Origin of the sequence: Pandoraea captiosa, from assembly GCF_902459775.1 — a bacterium.
Taxonomy (GTDB): domain Bacteria; phylum Pseudomonadota; class Gammaproteobacteria; order Burkholderiales; family Burkholderiaceae; genus Pandoraea; species Pandoraea captiosa.
In genome coordinates, this window is record NZ_CABPSQ010000001.1 from 794,542 (window position 1) to 812,250 (window position 17,709).

Sequence of the window (17,709 nt, forward strand, 5' to 3'; positions counted from 1 at the left end):
CGACAAGTTGCGCGCGCGGGCCGACAGGTCATCGCCACGCGCCGCCGGGGCCTCACCGCACGGACGAAGGGGCGCCGACCGGCGACGGTAGGGCGGGGGCGGAGGGCACCGGCGCGGACTTGCGCGCCAACCAGCTGTAGCGTTTGAACGGCTGTTCCCGGCCCGACATTACGAGTGCAATGTCGGTGATCCAGCGTTGCGTCGGTACGCTCTCGCCGTGCAGCCAGATCATGAGGGCGAACAGGCTGGCGGCCATGGGCAGCGTCTTGAGATTCGGGGTATCGTCGCCTCGCGTGAACCACGCAAATGCGGCCCAGACCGAGAAGCCCACCAGACACCCCGCGACCGACTCCGAGACCGAGTGCGCAGACAACGCGATGCGCGAGACGCCGACCGCGACACTCCCGGCCGCAGCGGCCAGCACGCCGAGCGCGCGCCAAGGCCATGCAAGCTTGCGCAGCAGCAACCACGCCATGACCGGGTAGATGGTGGCGGCGAACATCGTGTGGCCGCTCACGCCTGTGAAGTCGATCTCGCGCACGCCGAGTCCCCAGCCGAGGAACATGACCTTGGAGACGGCCACGACGAATGAGCCGGCGCCGAACAGTGCGACCCAGACCAGCGCCGTGTGCCATGCGCGCGCGCAGACCAGCCAAAGGGTGAGGGCGATGGCCAGCGGCACCGTGACGGCCGCACTGCCGAAGTCGGTAATGGTGATCCAGAAGTTAGACATGACTACCAGAAGACGGCCCGGGAGCAGAAGGCTCCGGGCGAAAGCGCTATCTTACGCGTGCCGTCATGGCGTCATCAAATTGCCATGGGACGGCGCGAACCCTGGGGCGTCGCACAACGGCGCTGTCCATTCGTTCGGCGCGCGGTGAGTGGCGCGCTGTGCACGCTCGACCCCCGTCGAATTCGATGGGGTGTCTCCGAGCGGTGACCGTAGTACGATATCTGCGGTGTGACCCCCCGCACACCACTCCCGGAGTTTCCATGGCTTTTTTCCGGACGTCCCGGACCTCCCCCACGTCCGCCACGTCCCCCATGCCCGTTCCGAACGCGACGCGGCCGGGTTCGCGCAACGACGGTATCGACCTCTTGCGCGGCCTGTCCATCCTGTTCGTGGTGGTTCATCACCTCGCGCTGAAGTTTCGACTGCCGCTCGGCCCCAGCCTGCTGGGCGACGTATTGCCGACCCGCGTTATCAAGGGCATCAGCTTCAACGGTTACGAAGCGGTGTTCGTGTTTTTCGTGATCTCGGGCTTCGTGATTACGCGTCGGTCGCTGGCGCGGTATGGCTCGCTCGACGCAATGCGCTGGCGCCACTTCTACACGCTGCGTGCCGCTCGCATCTTCCCCTTGCTGCTGCCCTTGCTCGCTGTACTGTGCGTCATGCATCTGCTGGGCGTGCCGAGCTTCGTCATCGACAAGCCGGGGCAATCGGTGGCCGGCGCGTTGGCCTCGGCCCTCACCATGACCCTGAACTGGTACGAAGGTCGCACGAACTGGTTGCCGGGGGGATGGGACGTGCTCTGGTCGCTGTCCATCGAAGAGTGCTTCTATCTCGTGTTCCCCGTGTTTTGCCTGTTGCTGCGCGGACCGTGGCGTGTGCTGGCGCTCATGGCGCTTGCGCTCTCGCTGCCGTGGACACGCTCAGCGTTGCAGGGCAACGAAATCTGGCAGGAGAAGGCCTATCTGCCCGGCATGGCCGCCATCGCCTGGGGCGTGCTGACGGCACTCGCCATGCAGCGCGTGACGCTGCCGCGCCAGGTCGCCCGGGCGCTTGCCGGGCTGGGTGTCGCGGGTCTGCTCGCCGTCGTTTTCTATGGTGACGTGTTGTGGCCCCTCATGCACGATCACGTCATGTCGTTGCTCTGCGTGAGCGCGGCGCTCTGGCTCGCTGCCGCCCACGGCTCGACACGTGTCGTGCCGCGCGGTCTTCGCTGGCTCACGCAAATGGGGCGGTGGAGTTACGAAATCTATCTCAGTCACATGTTCGTCGTGCTCGCGGTCACACCGGCGTATCTGGCGGTTGCCAACGGTGACATGCGCTGGACGTTCCTCGTCTACGTGCCGGTGCTGATCGTCTGCACGCTGCTTGGCGGCGCGCTGCATCGACATGTGAGCGCGCCGGCAGCGCGGCGCCTGCTGCGAGATCGGGTGACGGCCGCTCCAGCAGGTGCGTAGCGACGAGGTACGACGACGGCGCATGGGTACCACGCCGACGCCTTTCCTGATGCCGATGTCCGCATGTGTGAACGCATGAGCGAGCGCATGAACCATCGCATCGCGACGGCCGTGTTCCCTTTAACGGGCGAAGTCCCAAAATGGGGAATTTTGGCCGCTGTTTGCGTGCTGTTTAGGGCTTTTCCCACAAAATAGTGCTCGCGTGGCCCGTAGACTGCGTCGTTTCCGATTTCGTCTATCGAGCCATGTTTTCCTCTTCTGCTTTTGCGGCGCGCCGTTGCACCGCGTCGGATGGTGGTGTACGGGGCCAGCAAGGGCAGCGCACGCGTGCTCGTGCCGTGTGGGTCTTGTTTGCACTTTCCACCCCGATGCCTGCGCTGGCGGCCGCTGGCGATCCGCTGCACGCACATCCGCGATTGACAGTCGCGTCCGCGTTCGCCCACGCGTTGCCTTCCGTAACGACTGCACCCGTCGCTCTGCGCCAGTCCGTCTGCGGCACGATCTCGACGATTGCACCGACACCTGTGTCGAGCGCCATGGGGCGCTCGCGCCTGTTTGCGCCGCTCGTGAACCCGCAGATGTCGCACGCCGCGAAGACTTTCATCATGCCCGTGGTCAACGCGCGGATGACGTCGAACTTTGGGCATCGTCGTCATCCGATCCGTCGCGTGTCGCACAGCCACAATGGCATCGACTTCGCTGCCCCCACCGGCACGCCGGTCGTCGCCGCCGCCGACGGCAAGGTGAAACATATTGGCAACGAGCGACGCGGTTTCGGGCGGTACGTCGTGATATCCCACCGTTACGACAGCGAGACCGTCTACGCGCATCTATCGTCGCTGGCGCGTGATTTGCGCGTGGGCAATGCCGTCATTACCGGACAGACCATTGGCGCCGTCGGACAGTCGGGGATGGCGACGGGGCCGCACCTGCATTTCGAATTGCGTCGTAAAGGCGTACCGGTGGACCCGACACCGCTGCTGGGCAAGGGCGGCGTGAATCCTCGGTCCGACGCAACGACATTCAGCGGCAATGGCTGCCAGAGCGTCCTTAATGTCCTTCATGCCGTGCCGTCGTGGCATGTGAGCGGATCAGCGCACGCAGACAGCCACGCTCACGCGAGCGCCAATCCGACGCCGGCGCGCTGGATCTACTCGCCGCTTTGAGTCTGTCGGGAATAAAACGGTCCCTCCACCGGTATTACGGATAACGGCGCGCCAGACTTCGTCATGGGGACGAACGGGCCGCGCCCCGTGTGGAGGTGAACCATGAGCCGTCGAGCACAACGAGAGGACAGCGCAGCGCTTGGCGAGGGCACCACGCCCCCGATGTCGCCCTCAATGTCGCCCTTGATGTCGCCCTTGATGTCGCGCCGCAGGGCGATGACGTGTCTGGCATGGGCGGGCGCCGGCATCCTGTGGACCCTCGATGGCGGGGTGCCGCGCGGCGTGTCGCTCGGCGGCGCTCAGGCATCCGCCGCTCAGCCGGGCTCGAGCGCGATCGCCGGGTTCTCCGGCAACACGCTGTCCTTCGTGCAGATCAGCGACAGCCACATCGGTTTCAACAAGGCGCCGAACCCGGACCCGGCCGCCACGCTGCAAGCGGCGATCGAGCGCATTCGCAGCGCCGCGCAGCGCCCTGCATTCATGCTGCACACGGGTGACGTCAGTCATCTCTCGCGCCCGGAAGAGTTCGACATCGCGCAACAGATCGTGAACGGTGCGGGCCTGGAGACGCATTACGTGCCGGGCGAGCACGATGTCATTGGCGACGACGGTCGCGCTTTCTTCTCTCGCTTCTCGGCTCGCGTCTCCGCTCGCGCCTCTGCTCGCTTATCGGGCGTTTCCCCCGAGAACCGTGGCGCCGGCTGGTACAGCTTCGATCAGCAGGGGGTGCATTTCATCGCCCTCGTGAACGTGCTGAACCTCAAGGCCGGCGGCATGGGCTACCTCGGTGACACGCAACTCGAATGGCTCGCCGCCGACCTCAAGGGCCGCACCCACAGCACGCCGCTCGTGGTGTTCGCCCACATGCCGCTCTGGTCCGTCTATCCCGCGTGGGGCTGGGGGACGGACGATGGCGACCGTGCGCTCGCGCTGTTGCGTCCGTTCGGGTCGGTTACGGTGCTCAACGGCCATATCCATCAGGTGCTGCAAAAGGTGGAGGGCAGCGTGCGGCTGCAAACCGCCATGTCGACGGCCTTTCCGCAACCGGCACCAGGCGTCGGACCGGGGCCGGGGCCACTCAAGGTCGAGGCCTCGCAACTGGGCCGAACCCTAGGCATTCGGCGCGTCGATTTCACTTCGCTCGACGGCGCGCCATCGCTCGGCGATGCCACATTGGCTTCGTGATCCGGGAGGTGCGTGATGAAATCCCCTCATTTGCGTACGCATGCGGCGCGACATCGCGTGTGGTTGGGTAGTCTCGCCATCACCCTATCGAGCGTGCTGACGTCCGCCTCGCCGTGGCCGGTGAGCGCGGCCGAGGCCACGCCGACCGTTCATATCGAGAACTTCACGTTTGCGCCAGCCACACTCACCGTCAAGGCGGGGACCCGGGTGACGTGGACCAATCGGGACGACGAGCCGCACACCGTGACCAGTTCGTCCACGCCTCGCACATTTGCTTCGGGTGCGCTCGATACCGACGCTACCTTCGCATTCACGTTCGACAAGCCGGGGACTTATCCGTACTTCTGTGCCGTGCATCCCCACATGACGGGTGTGATTGTCGTGAAATAACGGACCGCCGACGCGAACGTGAGCCGACAGATGTGATTCAATGGGCCTACTGGCGTTGCGTAGCTGTCAGCCACATTGACGGCCCCGTGCCGACAGTTCCACTCACGCGGGTGCAGCAGCCTGCATACGGGAGATCCCGGTGACCGACGCAGACAAGCCGGACGCTCAGGCGTCAGGACGCTTCGAAGCACTGGCCTTGCCGCACCTCGACGCGGCGTACAACCTCGCGCGCTGGCTATCGGGCAGCGCGAGCGACGCCGATGACATTGTGCAGGAAGCCTATCTGCGGGCATTGCGCTTCTTTGACGGCTTTCGGGGCGAGAACGCACGCGCGTGGCTGCTCGCGATCGTGCGCAACACGTGGCTCACGGAATGGCGGCGGCGCTCCGACGCCGCGGACGGCACCCCGTTCGACGAAGCCGCGCAGCGTGCGCACGACGACGTGAGGTTGCCGGGCTGGGACGATGCCTTATCGGGGGACCCCGAGATGCTCGCATTGCGTCGAGACGAATGTGCGTTGGTGCGCGACGCCCTTGCCACGTTGCCCGTGCTGTACCGCGAGGTGCTGGTCCTGCGGGAGATGGAGGATATGAGCTACCGGGAGATCGAGACGATCGTCGGCGTGCCGGCGGGCACCGTCATGTCGCGACTGGCGCGCGCCCGCCAAATGCTCGCGACCGCCGTGCTGGCGGCGCGCGACAAATCGGTGGCTGCACCGTCATCGGCATCCGCCCAGGTCACTCGTCTTGCACGTCTGCCGCTGGACGGCACCTCTGGGGGAGCACACGATGAATAAGCCCGACGACGCGAAAGACAAGCCATCGACACCATCGACACCATCGACGACATCAAGCGGCGACACGACGTTGGGCAAGATGTTGCGCGATGGTTCGCTACACCACAAACCGCCGCACGCGCTGCGAGTGCGCCTTCGGGACGAGCTCGTCAAGGCGGGGCGAATGGCGGATCAGGCAGCGTCGACGTCATCGTCGAACACAGCGCCGCAGCGCGAGACGCCGCCCCCCGGGGCCGTACAGCCCGGACAGCCCACAGGGAACGTACGGCCCGCACAGCCCACTGACGCCGCATGGGGGCCAAGCCTCGCGCCGTGGTTGTTCGGCGGTGCGGGCGGCGCGATCCTTGGCGGACTTGCGGTAGCGATGGCGTTGCTCGTCGGACGTCCTCCGGCGCCAGCGTCCGCTCCCGAGGCTCAGGCGCCGACCGGCCTGCAACCGCAGGAAATCGTGTCCAGTCACGTTCGCGCGCTGTTGTCGCAGCATCCGCTCGACGTCGTTTCGACCGACCGGCACACGGTCAAACCGTGGTTCAACGGGCGTCTCGATTACGCGCCGCCGGTCGTCGACCTCGCGGACAAGGGCTTTGCGTTGGCAGGAGGGCGTCTTGACTACGTCGGCGGGCGCACGGTGGCCGTGCTCGTCTATCGCACCGACCAGCATCCCATCGATCTTTACGTGTTCCCCGCGCGCGACAAGGCGTCCGCCGCCCCGACGATCACGGGGGCGGACGGCTACGCGATTGCGCGTTGGCGACGCAATGGAATGACCTACTGGGCGATTACCGACGCTGAGCCGTCGCATCTGCGAGTTTTCGTGGAGGCGTTGCAGGCCGCGAACTGATATCGTGACGGCTGCTCGTGCCCAGCCCCCGATGGAGTGGATTCATGTCGAAGAACCAGCCCGCTGTCACCTCGAACACCTCAAACACTATTAGCGCGCCGGCAAATCCGGCGTGGCAGGCATCGCAGTACGTCAAGTTCGAAGACGAGCGCACACGTCCCGTGCGCGATCTCGTCGCCGCCATTCCCGAGTTTCCCGGCCGCGCCGTCGCGCGTGTCGTCGATATCGGCTGCGGCCCCGGCAATTCGACCGAAGTGCTTGCCGAGCGCTATGCGCAGGCCGAAGTGCATGGCCTGGACAGCTCGCAGGATATGGTCGACGCGGCACGCAAGCGTTTGCCGCAGTTTCACTTCGACGTGGCCGACATTGCCGATATCGGCACATGGAACGACGGACCGTTCGACGTGATTCTGGCGAACGCGGTCCTGCAGTGGCTGCCCGACCACGAAACGCTGTACCCGCGTCTGATCGAATGTTTGGCGCCCGGTGGTTCCCTCGCGGTGCAGACACCGGACAATCTCGACGAGCCTGCGCATCGTCTGATGCGCGAGGTCGCGGCCGACCCGCGCTGGGCAGGCAAACTCAAAGGGGCCGAGCGCACCGCGCGTCACGGCGCCTCGTTTTATTTTCCGATGCTTCGTGCGCTTTGCTCGCGTGTCGACATCTGGCGCACCACCTATTACCACCCACTCGCAGGCGGCGCCCCGGCAGTGGTCGAATGGTTCAAGGGCAGCGCGCTGCGCCCGTTCCTTGCCCGGCTCGACGACGCCTCGCGCCACGCCTTCCTTGACCGATACACCGAGGAAGTAGCGAAGGCTTATCCGGCATTGGCGGACGGCACCGTCCTGCTGCCATTCCCCAGGCTCTTCGTCGTGGCGACACGCTGATCGACCCTGCCTGCGGCGCGCGCCGATGCACGTGACGCACCAGCCCCCGGGCGGTGGTGCGTCGCCCGGTGTAAAGTAGCGGGCATGGATGCCGTGTTCCAACCCCTCCTGCCATTTCAGCCGTTTCGCAACGCCCCGTTGTACTGGCGCTCGTCGCTCGTACCGGGCGGCGATATGCTCACGGCCGAATACAACGACCATACCTTTGCGCCGCATTGGCACGATGCGTATACGTTCGCGTGCATCGTGGCCGGGGCGGAACGTTACGCTTATCGCGGCAGAGAACATGTGGCGTATGCGGGATCGATTGCCATCATCCATCCCGGCGAAGTCCATACCGGGGCGCGGGAGACCGATTTCGGCTGGCGTTATCGCGTGTTCTATCTGCCGGTCGGATTCGTCCAGGGGGTGCAGCGGCAGTTGACGAATCCCCTGGCGGGCATGTCCGAGGCTACGGCCACCACGGCCGCAGTCGACGCCACGGCTGCCGACGACGCCATGCCGTGGTTCGGCGAAGACGTCATCTACGACACACAGGCCATGCAATGCCTGCTCGAAGCGCATCGCCTGCTTCAGATCGGCGCGGATCCCTTGCTGGCTGAAAGCGTATTGATCGAGGCCGTGTCGATGATGCTAGTGCGGCACGCGAAGGCGCATATGCCGCATACAACGATGCATCGCGATGCGGTACGTGTCGAGACGATGAAGGCGAGGTTATCGGCCGATCTCACGGAATCGTTGTCGCTCACGACGCTGGCCGAAGCCGTCGATCTCTCGCCATTTCACGCGGCGCGATTGTTTTCCCGGGAGACGGGGATGGCCCCCCACGCGTGGCGAAATCAATTGCGTTTGTCGCGTGCGCTACCGGCGCTGCGTGCCGGTATGTCCGCCACGGACGTGGCACTCGCGCAAGGCTTCAACGATCTGTCGCACTTTACGCGGCACTTCCGTCGCGCGTTCGGCGTGTCGCCCGGGAAGTGGAGCGTGCGTCCGGGCGCGTAATCTTCGACCGAGGCTCCTGCGCAGCTTCGTGGACCCACGTCAGAAAATCCCGTAACGGTTTCGATTTGTCGGCGTCGCGCGGCACGAGCGTGACGTAGGTCGCGCCGTCTGTCTGAATCTCGGGGAAGGGCATGACGAGGCGCCCGGCAGCCAGTTCGCGATCGAGGGTGGGCGTGCAGCCGATGCCCAGCCCCAGTCCGTCGACCACCGCTTGCAGACTCACGTGATAGTGATCAAAGCGATGGAACCGCACCGGGCGCAACGCGCTCACGCCGGCGGCTGCCAACCAGGTTTCCCAGTCGCCGACACGCGTTTGCGTTGCAACGAACGTGTGTTTCGCGATGTCCCTCAAGCGCCTCACGGGCAGGGTGGCCAGCAGCGACGGGGCGGCTACGACGCTCGCGCGCTCGGTGAATAGCGTTTGCTTGTCGTAGGGCTCCCACGCCGGGCGTGGCGGCGGATCCCGCCGGATCGCCACATCGAATCCCCCGCGAAACGCCGGGTCGGCGCTGCTCGACGTGGTGACGACGACTTGCACGTCAGGATGCGCCGCGTGAAAACCGGGAAGGCGCGCCATCAGCCAGTGCATGGCGAGCGTGGTTTGCGCATTGACACGCACCACGCGCGTCTGGGGCGCTTTGCCGAAGCGCAGCGCGGCGTCGCCGATGAGATCGAACGCGGCGCTGATCTCGGCGGCGAAGGCACGCGCGTGATCCGTCGCGACATTGCGCTGCCCCTGGCGAACGAACAACGTTTGCCCGAGCCAGTCCTCCAGCAGCGCAATCTGACGGCTGACGGCCCCGTGGGTAATCGACAACTCCTGCGCCGCAGCGCTCAGGCTCTCGGCACGTGCTGCGGTTTCGAAAATCCGCAGGGCATGTAACGGTGGCAATTGACGCGACATTCCCGACCCATATCAAGCGACGTTCCGGACCCCGGCCGGACTTATTGTGACTTTTTATCACAGAAGGGCGGCGATTTTGTCGATGGTGTGAGCGAACGTCATGTTTTATCGTCACGACGAGGTTCACATGCGGACATGCGATGTGAGCGAAACGATATTCGATGAGGACGGGATGCTGGCAGGGCTTCTGGCGGGACATGCGTGGGGCATGGTGATGATTGCCATTGTGGGGACGGCGGCGGGCGCGGTGAGTGGAGTGGTCGGCACCGGATCATCGATGATGTTGCTGCCCGTGCTCGTCTATACGTATGGCCCCAAGCAAGCCGTGCCGATCATGGCTGTCGCAGCGGTGGTCGGCAACCTGTCCAAGGTATTCGCGTGGTGGCGCGAGATCGACTGGCGTGCGGTGCTCGCCTACTCGGCGCCCGGCGCGCCTGCGGCAGCGCTCGGGGCAAAAACCTTGTGGAGCTTGCCGTCGACCGTGGTGGATGTCGCGCTAGGGGTGTTCTTCATCGCGATGGTGCCGACACGCCACTACCTGCGTCGCCGCCAGTGGCGCCTGTCGTTGTGGCAGTTGGCACTCGTGGGCGCCTTCATCGGTTTTCTGACCGGTATCGTACTGTCGACCGGGCCGCTGAGCGTGCCCGCATTCGCGGCGTATGGCCTGTCGGGCGGCGCGTTCCTCGGCGCGGAGTCCGCGAGCTCGGTTTTCATCTACGTGGCCAAGGTCGCGATGTTCTCGGGGCTCGGCGCACTGCCGCCACAGGCGTGGGCCAATGGCCTGATCGTCGGTATGACGCTCATGTTGGGCACGATGCTCGGCAAACGCTTCGTGCTAGGCATGCGCCCGAACGTCTTTCAGCGCCTGCTCGACACGATGCTGATCGTCTCGGGCGGGGTCATGCTGAGTGCGGCGTGGCGATGACGCCGGGACGCCCGCCGCCACGCGAGCACGTTCCGGGCGCAGGCGCTTCACTCCCGTGGGCCTCGCCAAGCAGCCATTCGGCAAACGCCCGGATCGGCCCTTGACTTAGTGCCATGGGCTCGGGGAGTACGAGGCAGAAGTTTTTCGACACTGCCGTATCTTCCGGCCATGGCGCGACCAGCCGGCCGTCCTCCAGTTCTGCGCCCACGTAAAGGCGCGGCACGAGTGCCACCCCCAGTCCGGCTATCGCCGCTTCGATCAGCATGCCGTGAAGGTCGTACCGCGCCCCGATGGCCGAATTGGTCAGGGCGATACCGACGGCCTGCGCATAGGTCTGCCAGGCGTCCGGGTTTTGGCGTCGATGCAGGCGTGGCAGATCGTCCAGCGAGGGGTTTGCCCCGGCCTGCGCCAACAGCGACGGACTACAGACGGGAATCAGGACTTCTTCCAGCAACGGATGCAAATGCATGCCCGCCCATGCCGGATGCTCGAAATGAATGGCCGCGTCGAACCCGCTTCCCGCCAGCAGGAACGGTTCCATGCACTGCGCGATGTGCACCGTGATATTCGGATACCGGTCCTGAAAGTGCTTCAGGCGCGGGATCAGCCAGCGCGTGGCGAACGTTGGCGTTGCGGCGATATCGAGGCTCGCGCCCTCGACGGGTTGCCCCATCAGATAGAGACTGTCTCGTTCCAGACGGTCCAGAATCTCGCGGACTTGTACGGCGTAGCGCGTGCCGTTGGGCAATAGCCGCACCCGGTTCCCCACGCGCTCGAAAAGAACGACGCCCAGGAACGCCTCCAGTCGGCCGATTTGCCGACTCACGGCCCCCTCGGTGCGGGCCAGCTCATCGGCCGCACGCGCGAAGCTGCCGTGTCTGGCGGCGGCTTCGAAGGCGAGCAGCGCGGAGTGACTGGGAATCTTGCGTCGTATGGACATGGCGTCGCGTGTCGTCTGTGTTAGCTTGAGTAAATGTCACTGAGAGGTGCCATTTATTCGTTATGAAGGCGGAAATCCGAAGATTAGCATTACGTTACTGCAATGAAAGCGCGAATGCGCATCTATTGAGAGCGACGAATGCCGATGATCTACACCGTGGAATGCAGCTTTGCCGATCCTGCGAGCGAAGCCGAATGGAACGACTTCTACAGCCTTGAAAAGCTGCCTGCCCTGATTTCCGTGACGGGTTTCTACACATCGCAACGCTTCCGGGCCGTCACGCGAGGGTGTCCCGAGTACCTGGCCATTCATACGATCGACGCACTGGCGGTACTTACCGGGGACGAATATCGCCACAAGGGCGGCGGCAACTTCGCCCGGTGGCAGCAACACATCACGGACTGGCATCGGAATCTTTACGGCGATATTGGCCTCGCCCCGGCAGTCCGTGCCGCGGAGCGCCTTGCGCTGTGTTCCGAAGGCCCCGAACCGCTCGTCGAGATGGGGCTGGCGCCCATCGCCATGCGGGCGGTGGCGTTGGAGAAGTCTCCGGAACAGCGGTGGCTGGCGGTGCTGCCCGAGCGCGATGTCCACCGGTTTGCGCATCCGCCGCAAGGCGTTCACTGCTACGCCCCGATGGGCGAGCAACTGACCAGCGCGCGGTCGCAGGCCTGAGATGCCGAACGTCACCTTCTATCTGCCGGCGGGACAGATGCCGCCGCCCGCCGCGCTCAATGCGCTTTCGAACGAGTGTGTCGCGCTGTGCACCGACGTGCTTCGGGCGGCGCTTGAGAACATCCACGTCGTGTACGTGGACGTTCGGCACGGGCACGGGCGTCCCGCCTTCGCGGAAATCCAGTATCGGGCCGAGCCGTTTCGTACGCCGCAGGTCATGGCCCGGTTCATGGAGGCGCTGGATCACGCCATCGTCCGACATGTCGGTCTCACGGCGCGTATCCGGTGTTTCGGTTACGACGCGTCACATATTTACGCACGTCACTAGCGGCAACGCATCAGGAGTCGAAAGGTGTCAGAACATCAGTTTCCCACGCGGCAGGTCGGCGACTTCACTGTCACGGCAATCAGCGATGGCTATCTCGCGGCCAGCCTCGACTTGTTGTCGAACATCGACGCAGCCGAGGCCGATCGCATGCAGCGCAGCGCTGGCGAGCAGACGCCGGCAGCCATTCATATCAACTGCTACGTGCTGCAAGGCGCGGGCCGAACGATACTCATCGACAGCGGTGCAGGCGGTATCCGGCAATGGGGCGGACACTTGCGCGCCAATCTGGCGCTCGCCGGTATTGCGCCGCAGACCATCGACACCGTGTTACTCACGCACGCGCATCCCGATCACGTCGGCGGGTTGATGACGCCGCTCGGGGAGGTGGCGTTTCCGAATGCCGAACTTGTCGTGGATCAGCGCGAACTTCGTTTCTGGCAGGACGACGCGAATCTCGCCCGGGCGAGCGAGCGCGCACGTGGCAACTTCCAGATCGCACGGGCAGCGTTTGACGGTTACCGGGAAAAACTGCGTCCGTTCCGTCCGTTCTCACAGGGCGAGGTGCTGCCCGGCATCCGAGCCGTTTCGCTCCCGGGGCACACCGAAGGGCATACGGGTTATCTGGTCGAATCGAACGAGTCCGCCGCATCGGGCAACGCGGGTCTGCTCGTCTGGGGCGATATCGTGCATTTTCCTCACATCCAGATTCAGCGGCCTGACGTATCGATCGCCTTCGATCAGGACTCGTCCGTGGCCGCCGACACGCGCGCGCGTCTGCTCGACCGTGTGAGTGCAGACCGGCTGCTGATCGCCGGGATGCATCTGGGCGAGCTCGGATTCGCGAGCATCCGACAGACGAACGGCGGCTACGGGATCGAGTACTGCGTCGAGGAAGGCAGCGAATAAGGCCGCGAGTAAGGCCGCGAGTAAGGCCGCGAGTAAGGCCGCGAGTCATACAGCGAAGACGCAGGCCGGGGCTGAACCCTGCGCGGTGCGCTCAGGGCCGGTCCATGCGCGAAGCGACGAGGTTCACGCACAGTGCGATCGCCATGGCCGCACCGCCCACCATGAACAGCAGCGCGTAGTTGCCGGATGTCGCCGCGAACAGGAACGACATCCCGTAAGCGGCCCCGGCCTGCAATGTGGCGAAACTCGTCGTAGCGGTGCTCCAGGCACCCTTTTGGGCCGCAGGATGGTGCGCAAGGCGTTCGTTCACGCGGCCGAGCACCAGCGGCACGATGCCCGGTGTGAAGGCGCCCATGACCACGCTGGAGACGATCAGTGCAGGCAGGCCAAGCCCGAGTACGGGCAGGAGCGCCGCACAGAGTTGCGTCACGTAAGCGACACGCAGCGCACGGGCAAAGCCTATCCGGTCCGCGAGATGGCCGACGAATAACGGACCGACGATAGCCCCGAGTCCGTACAGCACCCAAAAGTTCGCGCCGGCGTCGAGTCCCTTGCCGAGACCGCGCGCGACATAGTCCACGAGGAAGATCATGTGCGGCACGAGCGCCACGGCGTTCAACGCGTATTCGACGTATAGCGAGCGCAGTGCGATCGGTGTCGTGACGCGATGCCGGGCATGCGTGGGCGCTGCGGCTGCCGGCGCGCCGGCTGGCCAGCCACGCCACGCGAGCGCGGTGAGCAGCAGCGACAATACGCCCAGACCGCTCCATGTTTGTGCCAACCCTTGCCTGAGCAACAGCGGCACGAGCGTGCCCGAGGCGGCAATCCCCAACCCGAGCCCCGCGAAAATCGCGCCGCTCACAATGCCGCGTCGCGACGGCGCGACGTGAGCGAGCACGGACGGTGCGGCGATGACCATCAACACGCCCCCGGCGAAGCCCGACGCAAACCGCCAGACGAAAAACCATGCAAACGAGATCGGCCACGCGCAGGCGAAGAACGCAATCGCTGCGAGCAGCATCATCGTACGCAGGATCGCGATGTTCGAGGCATGACGTGCAAGCACGCGCGCGCCGAGCGCCCCTGCGAGATAGCCGCCGAGATTTGCCGCTCCCAGGTAGGCTGCCGTCGCCGGCGCGAACCAGTGCGCACCGATGATCGCGGGCAGCAGCGCGGTGTAAGCGAAGCGGGCGAAACCGATACCGACGAGACTTGCGCAGGCGGCGCACAGCGTGGCGCGCCAGGCGTTGAAAGGGGCGGTCGACGTGCCGCCGAGCACTGCATGGGACATGATGACTCCGGGAACGCGACATCGCGCCGGGTCGTGGCCGGTGCGATGCGCAAAAGCGATGGCGTCAGTGTAGGTGGCGGCGATACGTCAGAAAAAGGCCATGCGTCGGAAGTCACTTTTGCGCACGGCGTACGAATCGTACGAATCGTACGAATCGTACGAATCGTACGAAGGGCATCTCGTTTTGTGCGCGCCAACCCGCCGTCCGCACCTCATGCGCGTTGGTGTGCCGCGCTACCTCAGGCCTTGCCCGCCGCGAGCTTGTGCACATGCGAAAAATGCTTACGCAGACGCGGCACGGCGAAGTCGACGAACGCACGCACCTTCGGCACGGCCAGACGCCCCTGGGGTGTGATGACATGCACCGGCATGGGGGGATGTTCGTAGTTCTGGAGAATGATCTTGAGCGAGCCATGCGCCAGCTCATCGACGATGTGATACGTAAGCATGCGCGCCACGCCGTGCCCCGCGACCACGGAGGCGATGGCCGCACGAATCGAATTGACGATCAGACGCGGCGTGAACTGAACGATCTGCGGCACCGCGCTTCGTCCTGTGGGCGGGAAGCGCCAGGCGTCGATGCCGAAATACGTCATCGAGACGATGCGATGCTTCGACAGGTCCGCCGGGGTGTCGATAGGGGCATGCGACGCCAGATACGCAGGCGATGCCGCGACAACGCGACGTACCTCACCGACCTGCGTGGCAACGAGCGATGAGTCCGGCAGATGGGCAACGCGCACTGCCACGTCGACGCCTTCGTCGATCAGGTTCACAGGCAGGTCGCTCAGTTGGAGGCGAACGACGACGTCGGGGTAGCGCAGGATGAAGGCGTCTGCGATTTCACGCATGAACGTCTCTCCGGCGGCCAGCGGGCACGAAATCGTCAATTGACCTCGCGGCGCCGACCGTTCTCCGGCGGCAATGACGTCGGCTTCATCCAGATCGAACAGAATGCGCCGACACGCGGCGGCATAGCGCTCGCCGGCGGCGCTCAGTTTCAAGGTGCGGGTCGTGCGATGGAGCAGGGCGGTGCCCGTGTGCGATTCCAGAAACGCGATGGCGCGGCTCACGGCAGCGGCGGAGCGTCCAAGACGCCGGGCAGCGCCGGCAAGGCTGCCTTCGTCCACGGTGGCGACGAAGACTTTCATGGCGTCGATTCGGTCCATGAGCGAGAGAGCAAGAGAGTGAGAGAAGGGAAACTGGTGTTGATGATCGAGTGTCGGGGGCTGCGCCGACGCCCGAGCGACAGCACGGCAAGCGTACCCCTAAAAGCGGCTTTGCGGCGACAATGGCGTATCCAGGCCCTATGAGCGAAATGCCATGAATCCATCGCTTGCTTCGTTGCTCGCCGTTACCTCCGTTACCTCCGTTACCTCCGTTACCGCCATTGGTGCTGTGCTGGCGAGCGCCCCGTTCGCCAACGCTGCCGAAGGCATGGCGCCATTGCCCGGCTCGGCGATCTCGGCGGCCGCGACCGGCGGACTCGGCGCGTCGGCCAGCACGGCGCCCGTCGTGCCCGCCTCACAACTCGCCGCGAACAAGCAGGTCGTTCTGGCGTTCTACGAAGCCGGCCTCAATCGCAAGGACTTTGCGGCGGCGCGCCAGTATCTTGGCGACAAGTACATTCAGCACAATCCGAATGCTGCCGATGGCGTCGAAGGCTTCGGCCAGTTTCTGGACTTTTTACGCAAGAACCAGCCGGACTCGCACAGCGAGATCGTGCGTGCTTTCGCGGACGGTGACTTCGTGATTCTGCATGTGCGCAAGGTGCCCCATCCGGGCGATCTGCCGATCGCCATCGTGGACATCTTCCGGCTGGAGAAGGGCAAGATCGTCGAGCACTGGGACGTCTCGCAACAGACGCCAGCGAAGACCGTCAGCGGAAATTCGATGTTCTGAGCGGCTGACGGCACCCGGTCGTCAGGCCGGCGATCAGCCGGCAGATTCGCCGGAAACCATCCGCTTGCAGTGTTCCAGGTAGGCGGCCTCGTGTTCGCTCGTGAGCTGCACTACGCTGTTCCAGAGCCACACGGGCGTGTCGATGGTCTTCGAGCGGTTGCGTTGCAGCTCCGTCAGCCACGCGCGGCAGGTGGCGTCGTCCATTTGACGCGCGTGCGCCTTGCCCACGACCCGAGCCAGGTAATGCGCGACTTCGGCGGCGTCATCGCGTGCAAGGGTCTCGATATCGAGTTTGAGATCCTGCGGGAGTAGTTCGCGGATCACGACCGCGCGATCCATGAGTCGCACCGCGCGCATGCGTTCACCGAGCGAGGGAGACAGGTGTCGAGCACCCATCACCACGCGCTGCGCATTGTCGCGAGGCATGCGAGCGCCGGCATATCGCGGCGCGGCAGCGCTCACACCTTCCTTCAGGTCCATCAGGCACAGGTCGTCGCCTTGCACCACGTCGCCGTCGACGTCGAGAAGGACCGCGTAGCGAAGGCGTCCAAGCGAGCTGCACCCCTTGACCCAGTAGGCGGCATCGAGCACTTCGACCGTGCCGTGGTTCGGGCGCCCACGCAAGGACGTCGCGAGACCGGCGATGTCGTCGATCTTGAATAGTGCCCCGATCTGCTTTTGCTCCGTCTTGCTGAGCGGCCAGAAGCGGCGGCCCAGCGGAATCCTGGGGCGGATGTCCTCGATGCGCTCCAGCGCGAGATGCTTCCACGAGCGCTTGACGGCCTCGCGCATGATGAGGTCCACGATTTCCGGGCGCGTGTCGTCGGTCTTCGCGCGCTTCGTTTTGCCGTTACCCTTGCCACCGTTGGCTTTGTCTTTTTCCGGCTCGTCCCCGTCGCCATCACGCGCGAACGCGGACAGATAACCGCGCGTAAGCGATTCGAGCATGTGGATGATGGTCAGCCCGGAGAGCGCCGAGCCTCGGGCCGCACTGGCGAGCGAGAGGGCAAGCCGGATGAGATCGTGCACGGGATTGCCCACGACGGTCTGGTCCAGATCGCGAATGAGGACATCGACATGACCGCGGGCGTCCGCGAGCGGGCCGAGGTTGCCTGTATGGCAATCGCCGCAAATCCAGATGGCGGGCCCCTGCGGGAGATTGACGTCGGCCTCGGCCAGCCATTCGTAGAACCGGGCGGTACTGCCCCGCACGTACGCATGGGGCGAGCGCGCCATCTTGCGTTCGCGCTCGCGGGTGAGCCGTTCCAGCCGGGCCTCCGGGGTGGCCCAGCGGACCTTCTTGCGCGGCTTGCTACCTGACCTGACGTGCTTGCCGTTCGGCATTCGACGTTCCCTTTGATCGCGTTTGATCGCGGTACGTCGA

At 65.0% G+C, this 17,709-nt stretch carries 19 protein-coding genes; 13 read left to right on the top strand and 6 right to left on the bottom strand.

Going from position 1 to position 17,709, the window contains the following annotated elements:
- Positions 1-52: 52 nt before the first annotated feature.
- The gene (locus PCA31118_RS03360; protein ID WP_150622930.1) at positions 53-733 is read right to left on the bottom strand and encodes a phosphatase PAP2 family protein; all 681 of its coding nucleotides are present in this window, start codon (positions 731-733) and stop codon (positions 53-55) included.
- Positions 734-993: 260 nt separating this feature from the next.
- On the opposite strand from PCA31118_RS03360, the gene PCA31118_RS03365 reads away from it, so the two are divergent.
- From PCA31118_RS03365 to PCA31118_RS03400, 8 genes are all read left to right on the top strand, one after another.
- Positions 994-2,187: an acyltransferase family protein gene (locus tag PCA31118_RS03365; RefSeq protein WP_217431233.1), complete on the top strand. Its 1,194-nt coding sequence runs from the start codon at positions 994-996 to the stop codon at positions 2,185-2,187.
- 347 nt (positions 2,188-2,534) lie between these two features.
- Positions 2,535-3,353, top strand: a complete 819-nt coding sequence (locus tag PCA31118_RS03370) for a M23 family metallopeptidase (protein WP_174990314.1) — start codon at positions 2,535-2,537, stop codon at positions 3,351-3,353.
- Between the two features lie 174 nt (positions 3,354-3,527).
- Positions 3,528-4,538, top strand: coding sequence for a metallophosphoesterase family protein (locus PCA31118_RS03375; RefSeq protein WP_217431242.1), 1,011 nt, complete (start codon positions 3,528-3,530; stop codon positions 4,536-4,538).
- Between the two features lie 15 nt (positions 4,539-4,553).
- Positions 4,554-4,928 carry a cupredoxin domain-containing protein gene (locus tag PCA31118_RS03380; protein ID WP_150622934.1) on the top strand — a complete coding sequence of 125 codons (375 nt, stop codon included), beginning with the start codon at positions 4,554-4,556 and terminating at the stop codon, positions 4,926-4,928.
- A 139-nt stretch (positions 4,929-5,067) separates the two neighbouring features.
- Complete coding sequence (locus PCA31118_RS03385; protein ID WP_150622936.1) at positions 5,068-5,724, top strand: RNA polymerase sigma factor; 657 nt, start codon at positions 5,068-5,070, stop codon at positions 5,722-5,724.
- Positions 5,717-6,565 carry an anti-sigma factor family protein gene (locus tag PCA31118_RS26940; protein ID WP_174990315.1) on the top strand — a complete coding sequence of 283 codons (849 nt, stop codon included), beginning with the start codon at positions 5,717-5,719 and terminating at the stop codon, positions 6,563-6,565. Before PCA31118_RS03385 ends, PCA31118_RS26940 begins: the two co-directional genes overlap by 8 nt.
- 44 nt (positions 6,566-6,609) lie before the next feature.
- Positions 6,610-7,452: a trans-aconitate 2-methyltransferase gene (tam, locus tag PCA31118_RS03395; RefSeq protein ID WP_150622937.1), complete on the top strand. Its 843-nt coding sequence runs from the start codon at positions 6,610-6,612 to the stop codon at positions 7,450-7,452.
- Positions 7,453-7,545: 93 nt separating this feature from the next.
- A complete protein-coding gene (locus PCA31118_RS03400) occupies positions 7,546-8,454 on the top strand; it encodes a helix-turn-helix transcriptional regulator (RefSeq protein WP_246190028.1) in 909 nt (302 codons plus the stop codon).
- Here the strand turns inward: PCA31118_RS03400 and PCA31118_RS03405 are convergent.
- Entirely contained in the window at positions 8,387-9,358 is a 972-nt protein-coding gene (locus PCA31118_RS03405; protein WP_150622941.1) for a LysR substrate-binding domain-containing protein, read from the bottom strand. The genes PCA31118_RS03400 and PCA31118_RS03405 overlap by 68 nt on opposite strands.
- A gap of 208 nt (positions 9,359-9,566) precedes the next feature.
- On the opposite strand from PCA31118_RS03405, the gene PCA31118_RS03410 reads away from it, so the two are divergent.
- A complete protein-coding gene (locus PCA31118_RS03410; protein ID WP_150623701.1) occupies positions 9,567-10,283 on the top strand; it encodes a sulfite exporter TauE/SafE family protein in 717 nt (238 codons plus the stop codon).
- Here the strand turns inward: PCA31118_RS03410 and PCA31118_RS03415 are convergent.
- Positions 10,258-11,217, bottom strand: a complete 960-nt coding sequence (locus tag PCA31118_RS03415) for a LysR substrate-binding domain-containing protein (RefSeq protein WP_150623703.1) — start codon at positions 11,215-11,217, stop codon at positions 10,258-10,260. The two genes, PCA31118_RS03410 and PCA31118_RS03415, sit on opposite strands and share 26 nt — an antisense overlap.
- A 150-nt stretch (positions 11,218-11,367) precedes the next feature.
- On the opposite strand from PCA31118_RS03415, the gene PCA31118_RS03420 reads away from it, so the two are divergent.
- From PCA31118_RS03420 to PCA31118_RS03430, 3 genes are read left to right on the top strand one after another with little or no spacing between them, the layout of a single operon-like run.
- Positions 11,368-11,898: a sugar ABC transporter gene (locus tag PCA31118_RS03420; protein ID WP_150623705.1), complete on the top strand. Its 531-nt coding sequence runs from the start codon at positions 11,368-11,370 to the stop codon at positions 11,896-11,898.
- A gap of 1 nt (position 11,899) precedes the next feature.
- Entirely contained in the window at positions 11,900-12,226 is a 327-nt protein-coding gene (locus PCA31118_RS03425) for a hypothetical protein (protein WP_150622943.1), read from the top strand.
- A 24-nt stretch (positions 12,227-12,250) separates the two neighbouring features.
- Positions 12,251-13,132 carry an MBL fold metallo-hydrolase gene (locus PCA31118_RS03430; protein ID WP_150622944.1) on the top strand — a complete coding sequence of 294 codons (882 nt, stop codon included), beginning with the start codon at positions 12,251-12,253 and terminating at the stop codon, positions 13,130-13,132.
- A gap of 91 nt (positions 13,133-13,223) precedes the next feature.
- On the opposite strand, the gene PCA31118_RS03435 is transcribed toward PCA31118_RS03430, so the two are convergent.
- The gene (locus PCA31118_RS03435; protein WP_150622946.1) at positions 13,224-14,423 is read right to left on the bottom strand and encodes a YbfB/YjiJ family MFS transporter; all 1,200 of its coding nucleotides are present in this window, start codon (positions 14,421-14,423) and stop codon (positions 13,224-13,226) included.
- Between the two features lie 239 nt (positions 14,424-14,662).
- Positions 14,663-15,592, bottom strand: coding sequence for a LysR family transcriptional regulator (locus tag PCA31118_RS03440; protein ID WP_150622948.1), 930 nt, complete (start codon positions 15,590-15,592; stop codon positions 14,663-14,665).
- 154 nt (positions 15,593-15,746) lie between these two features.
- Here PCA31118_RS03440 and PCA31118_RS03445 point away from each other — a divergent pair, with 154 nt between their 5' ends.
- On the top strand, positions 15,747-16,325 hold the full coding sequence (locus tag PCA31118_RS03445) for a nuclear transport factor 2 family protein (RefSeq protein ID WP_425495312.1): 579 nt from the start codon (positions 15,747-15,749) through the stop codon (positions 16,323-16,325).
- 33 nt (positions 16,326-16,358) lie between these two features.
- On the opposite strand, the gene PCA31118_RS03450 is transcribed toward PCA31118_RS03445, so the two are convergent.
- Entirely contained in the window at positions 16,359-17,669 is a 1,311-nt protein-coding gene (locus tag PCA31118_RS03450) for a DUF2252 family protein (RefSeq protein ID WP_150622951.1), read from the bottom strand.
- Between the last annotated feature and the right edge of the window lie 40 nt (positions 17,670-17,709).

What these genes read in the sequence shown, in the direction of transcription:
- PCA31118_RS03360 (WP_150622930.1), bottom strand. Translation starts at nt 733, where the DNA reads ATGTCTAACTTCTGGATCACCATTACCGACTTCGGCAGTGCGGCCGTC.
- PCA31118_RS03365 (WP_217431233.1), top strand. Translation starts at nt 994, where the DNA reads ATGGCTTTTTTCCGGACGTCCCGGACCTCCCCCACGTCCGCCACGTCC.
- PCA31118_RS03375 (WP_217431242.1), top strand. Translation starts at nt 3,528, where the DNA reads ATGTCGCCCTTGATGTCGCCCTTGATGTCGCGCCGCAGGGCGATGACG.
- PCA31118_RS03380 (WP_150622934.1), top strand. Translation starts at nt 4,554, where the DNA reads ATGAAATCCCCTCATTTGCGTACGCATGCGGCGCGACATCGCGTGTGG.
- PCA31118_RS26940 (WP_174990315.1), top strand. Translation starts at nt 5,717, where the DNA reads ATGAATAAGCCCGACGACGCGAAAGACAAGCCATCGACACCATCGACA.
- tam (WP_150622937.1), top strand. Translation starts at nt 6,610, where the DNA reads ATGTCGAAGAACCAGCCCGCTGTCACCTCGAACACCTCAAACACTATT.
- PCA31118_RS03405 (WP_150622941.1), bottom strand. Translation starts at nt 9,358, where the DNA reads ATGTCGCGTCAATTGCCACCGTTACATGCCCTGCGGATTTTCGAAACC.
- PCA31118_RS03410 (WP_150623701.1), top strand. Translation starts at nt 9,567, where the DNA reads ATGGTGATGATTGCCATTGTGGGGACGGCGGCGGGCGCGGTGAGTGGA.
- PCA31118_RS03420 (WP_150623705.1), top strand. Translation starts at nt 11,368, where the DNA reads ATGATCTACACCGTGGAATGCAGCTTTGCCGATCCTGCGAGCGAAGCC.
- PCA31118_RS03425 (WP_150622943.1), top strand. Translation starts at nt 11,900, where the DNA reads ATGCCGAACGTCACCTTCTATCTGCCGGCGGGACAGATGCCGCCGCCC.
- PCA31118_RS03435 (WP_150622946.1), bottom strand. Translation starts at nt 14,423, where the DNA reads ATGTCCCATGCAGTGCTCGGCGGCACGTCGACCGCCCCTTTCAACGCC.
- PCA31118_RS03440 (WP_150622948.1), bottom strand. Translation starts at nt 15,592, where the DNA reads ATGGACCGAATCGACGCCATGAAAGTCTTCGTCGCCACCGTGGACGAA.
- PCA31118_RS03445 (WP_425495312.1), top strand. Translation starts at nt 15,747, where the DNA reads ATGAATCCATCGCTTGCTTCGTTGCTCGCCGTTACCTCCGTTACCTCC.
- PCA31118_RS03450 (WP_150622951.1), bottom strand. Translation starts at nt 17,669, where the DNA reads ATGCCGAACGGCAAGCACGTCAGGTCAGGTAGCAAGCCGCGCAAGAAG.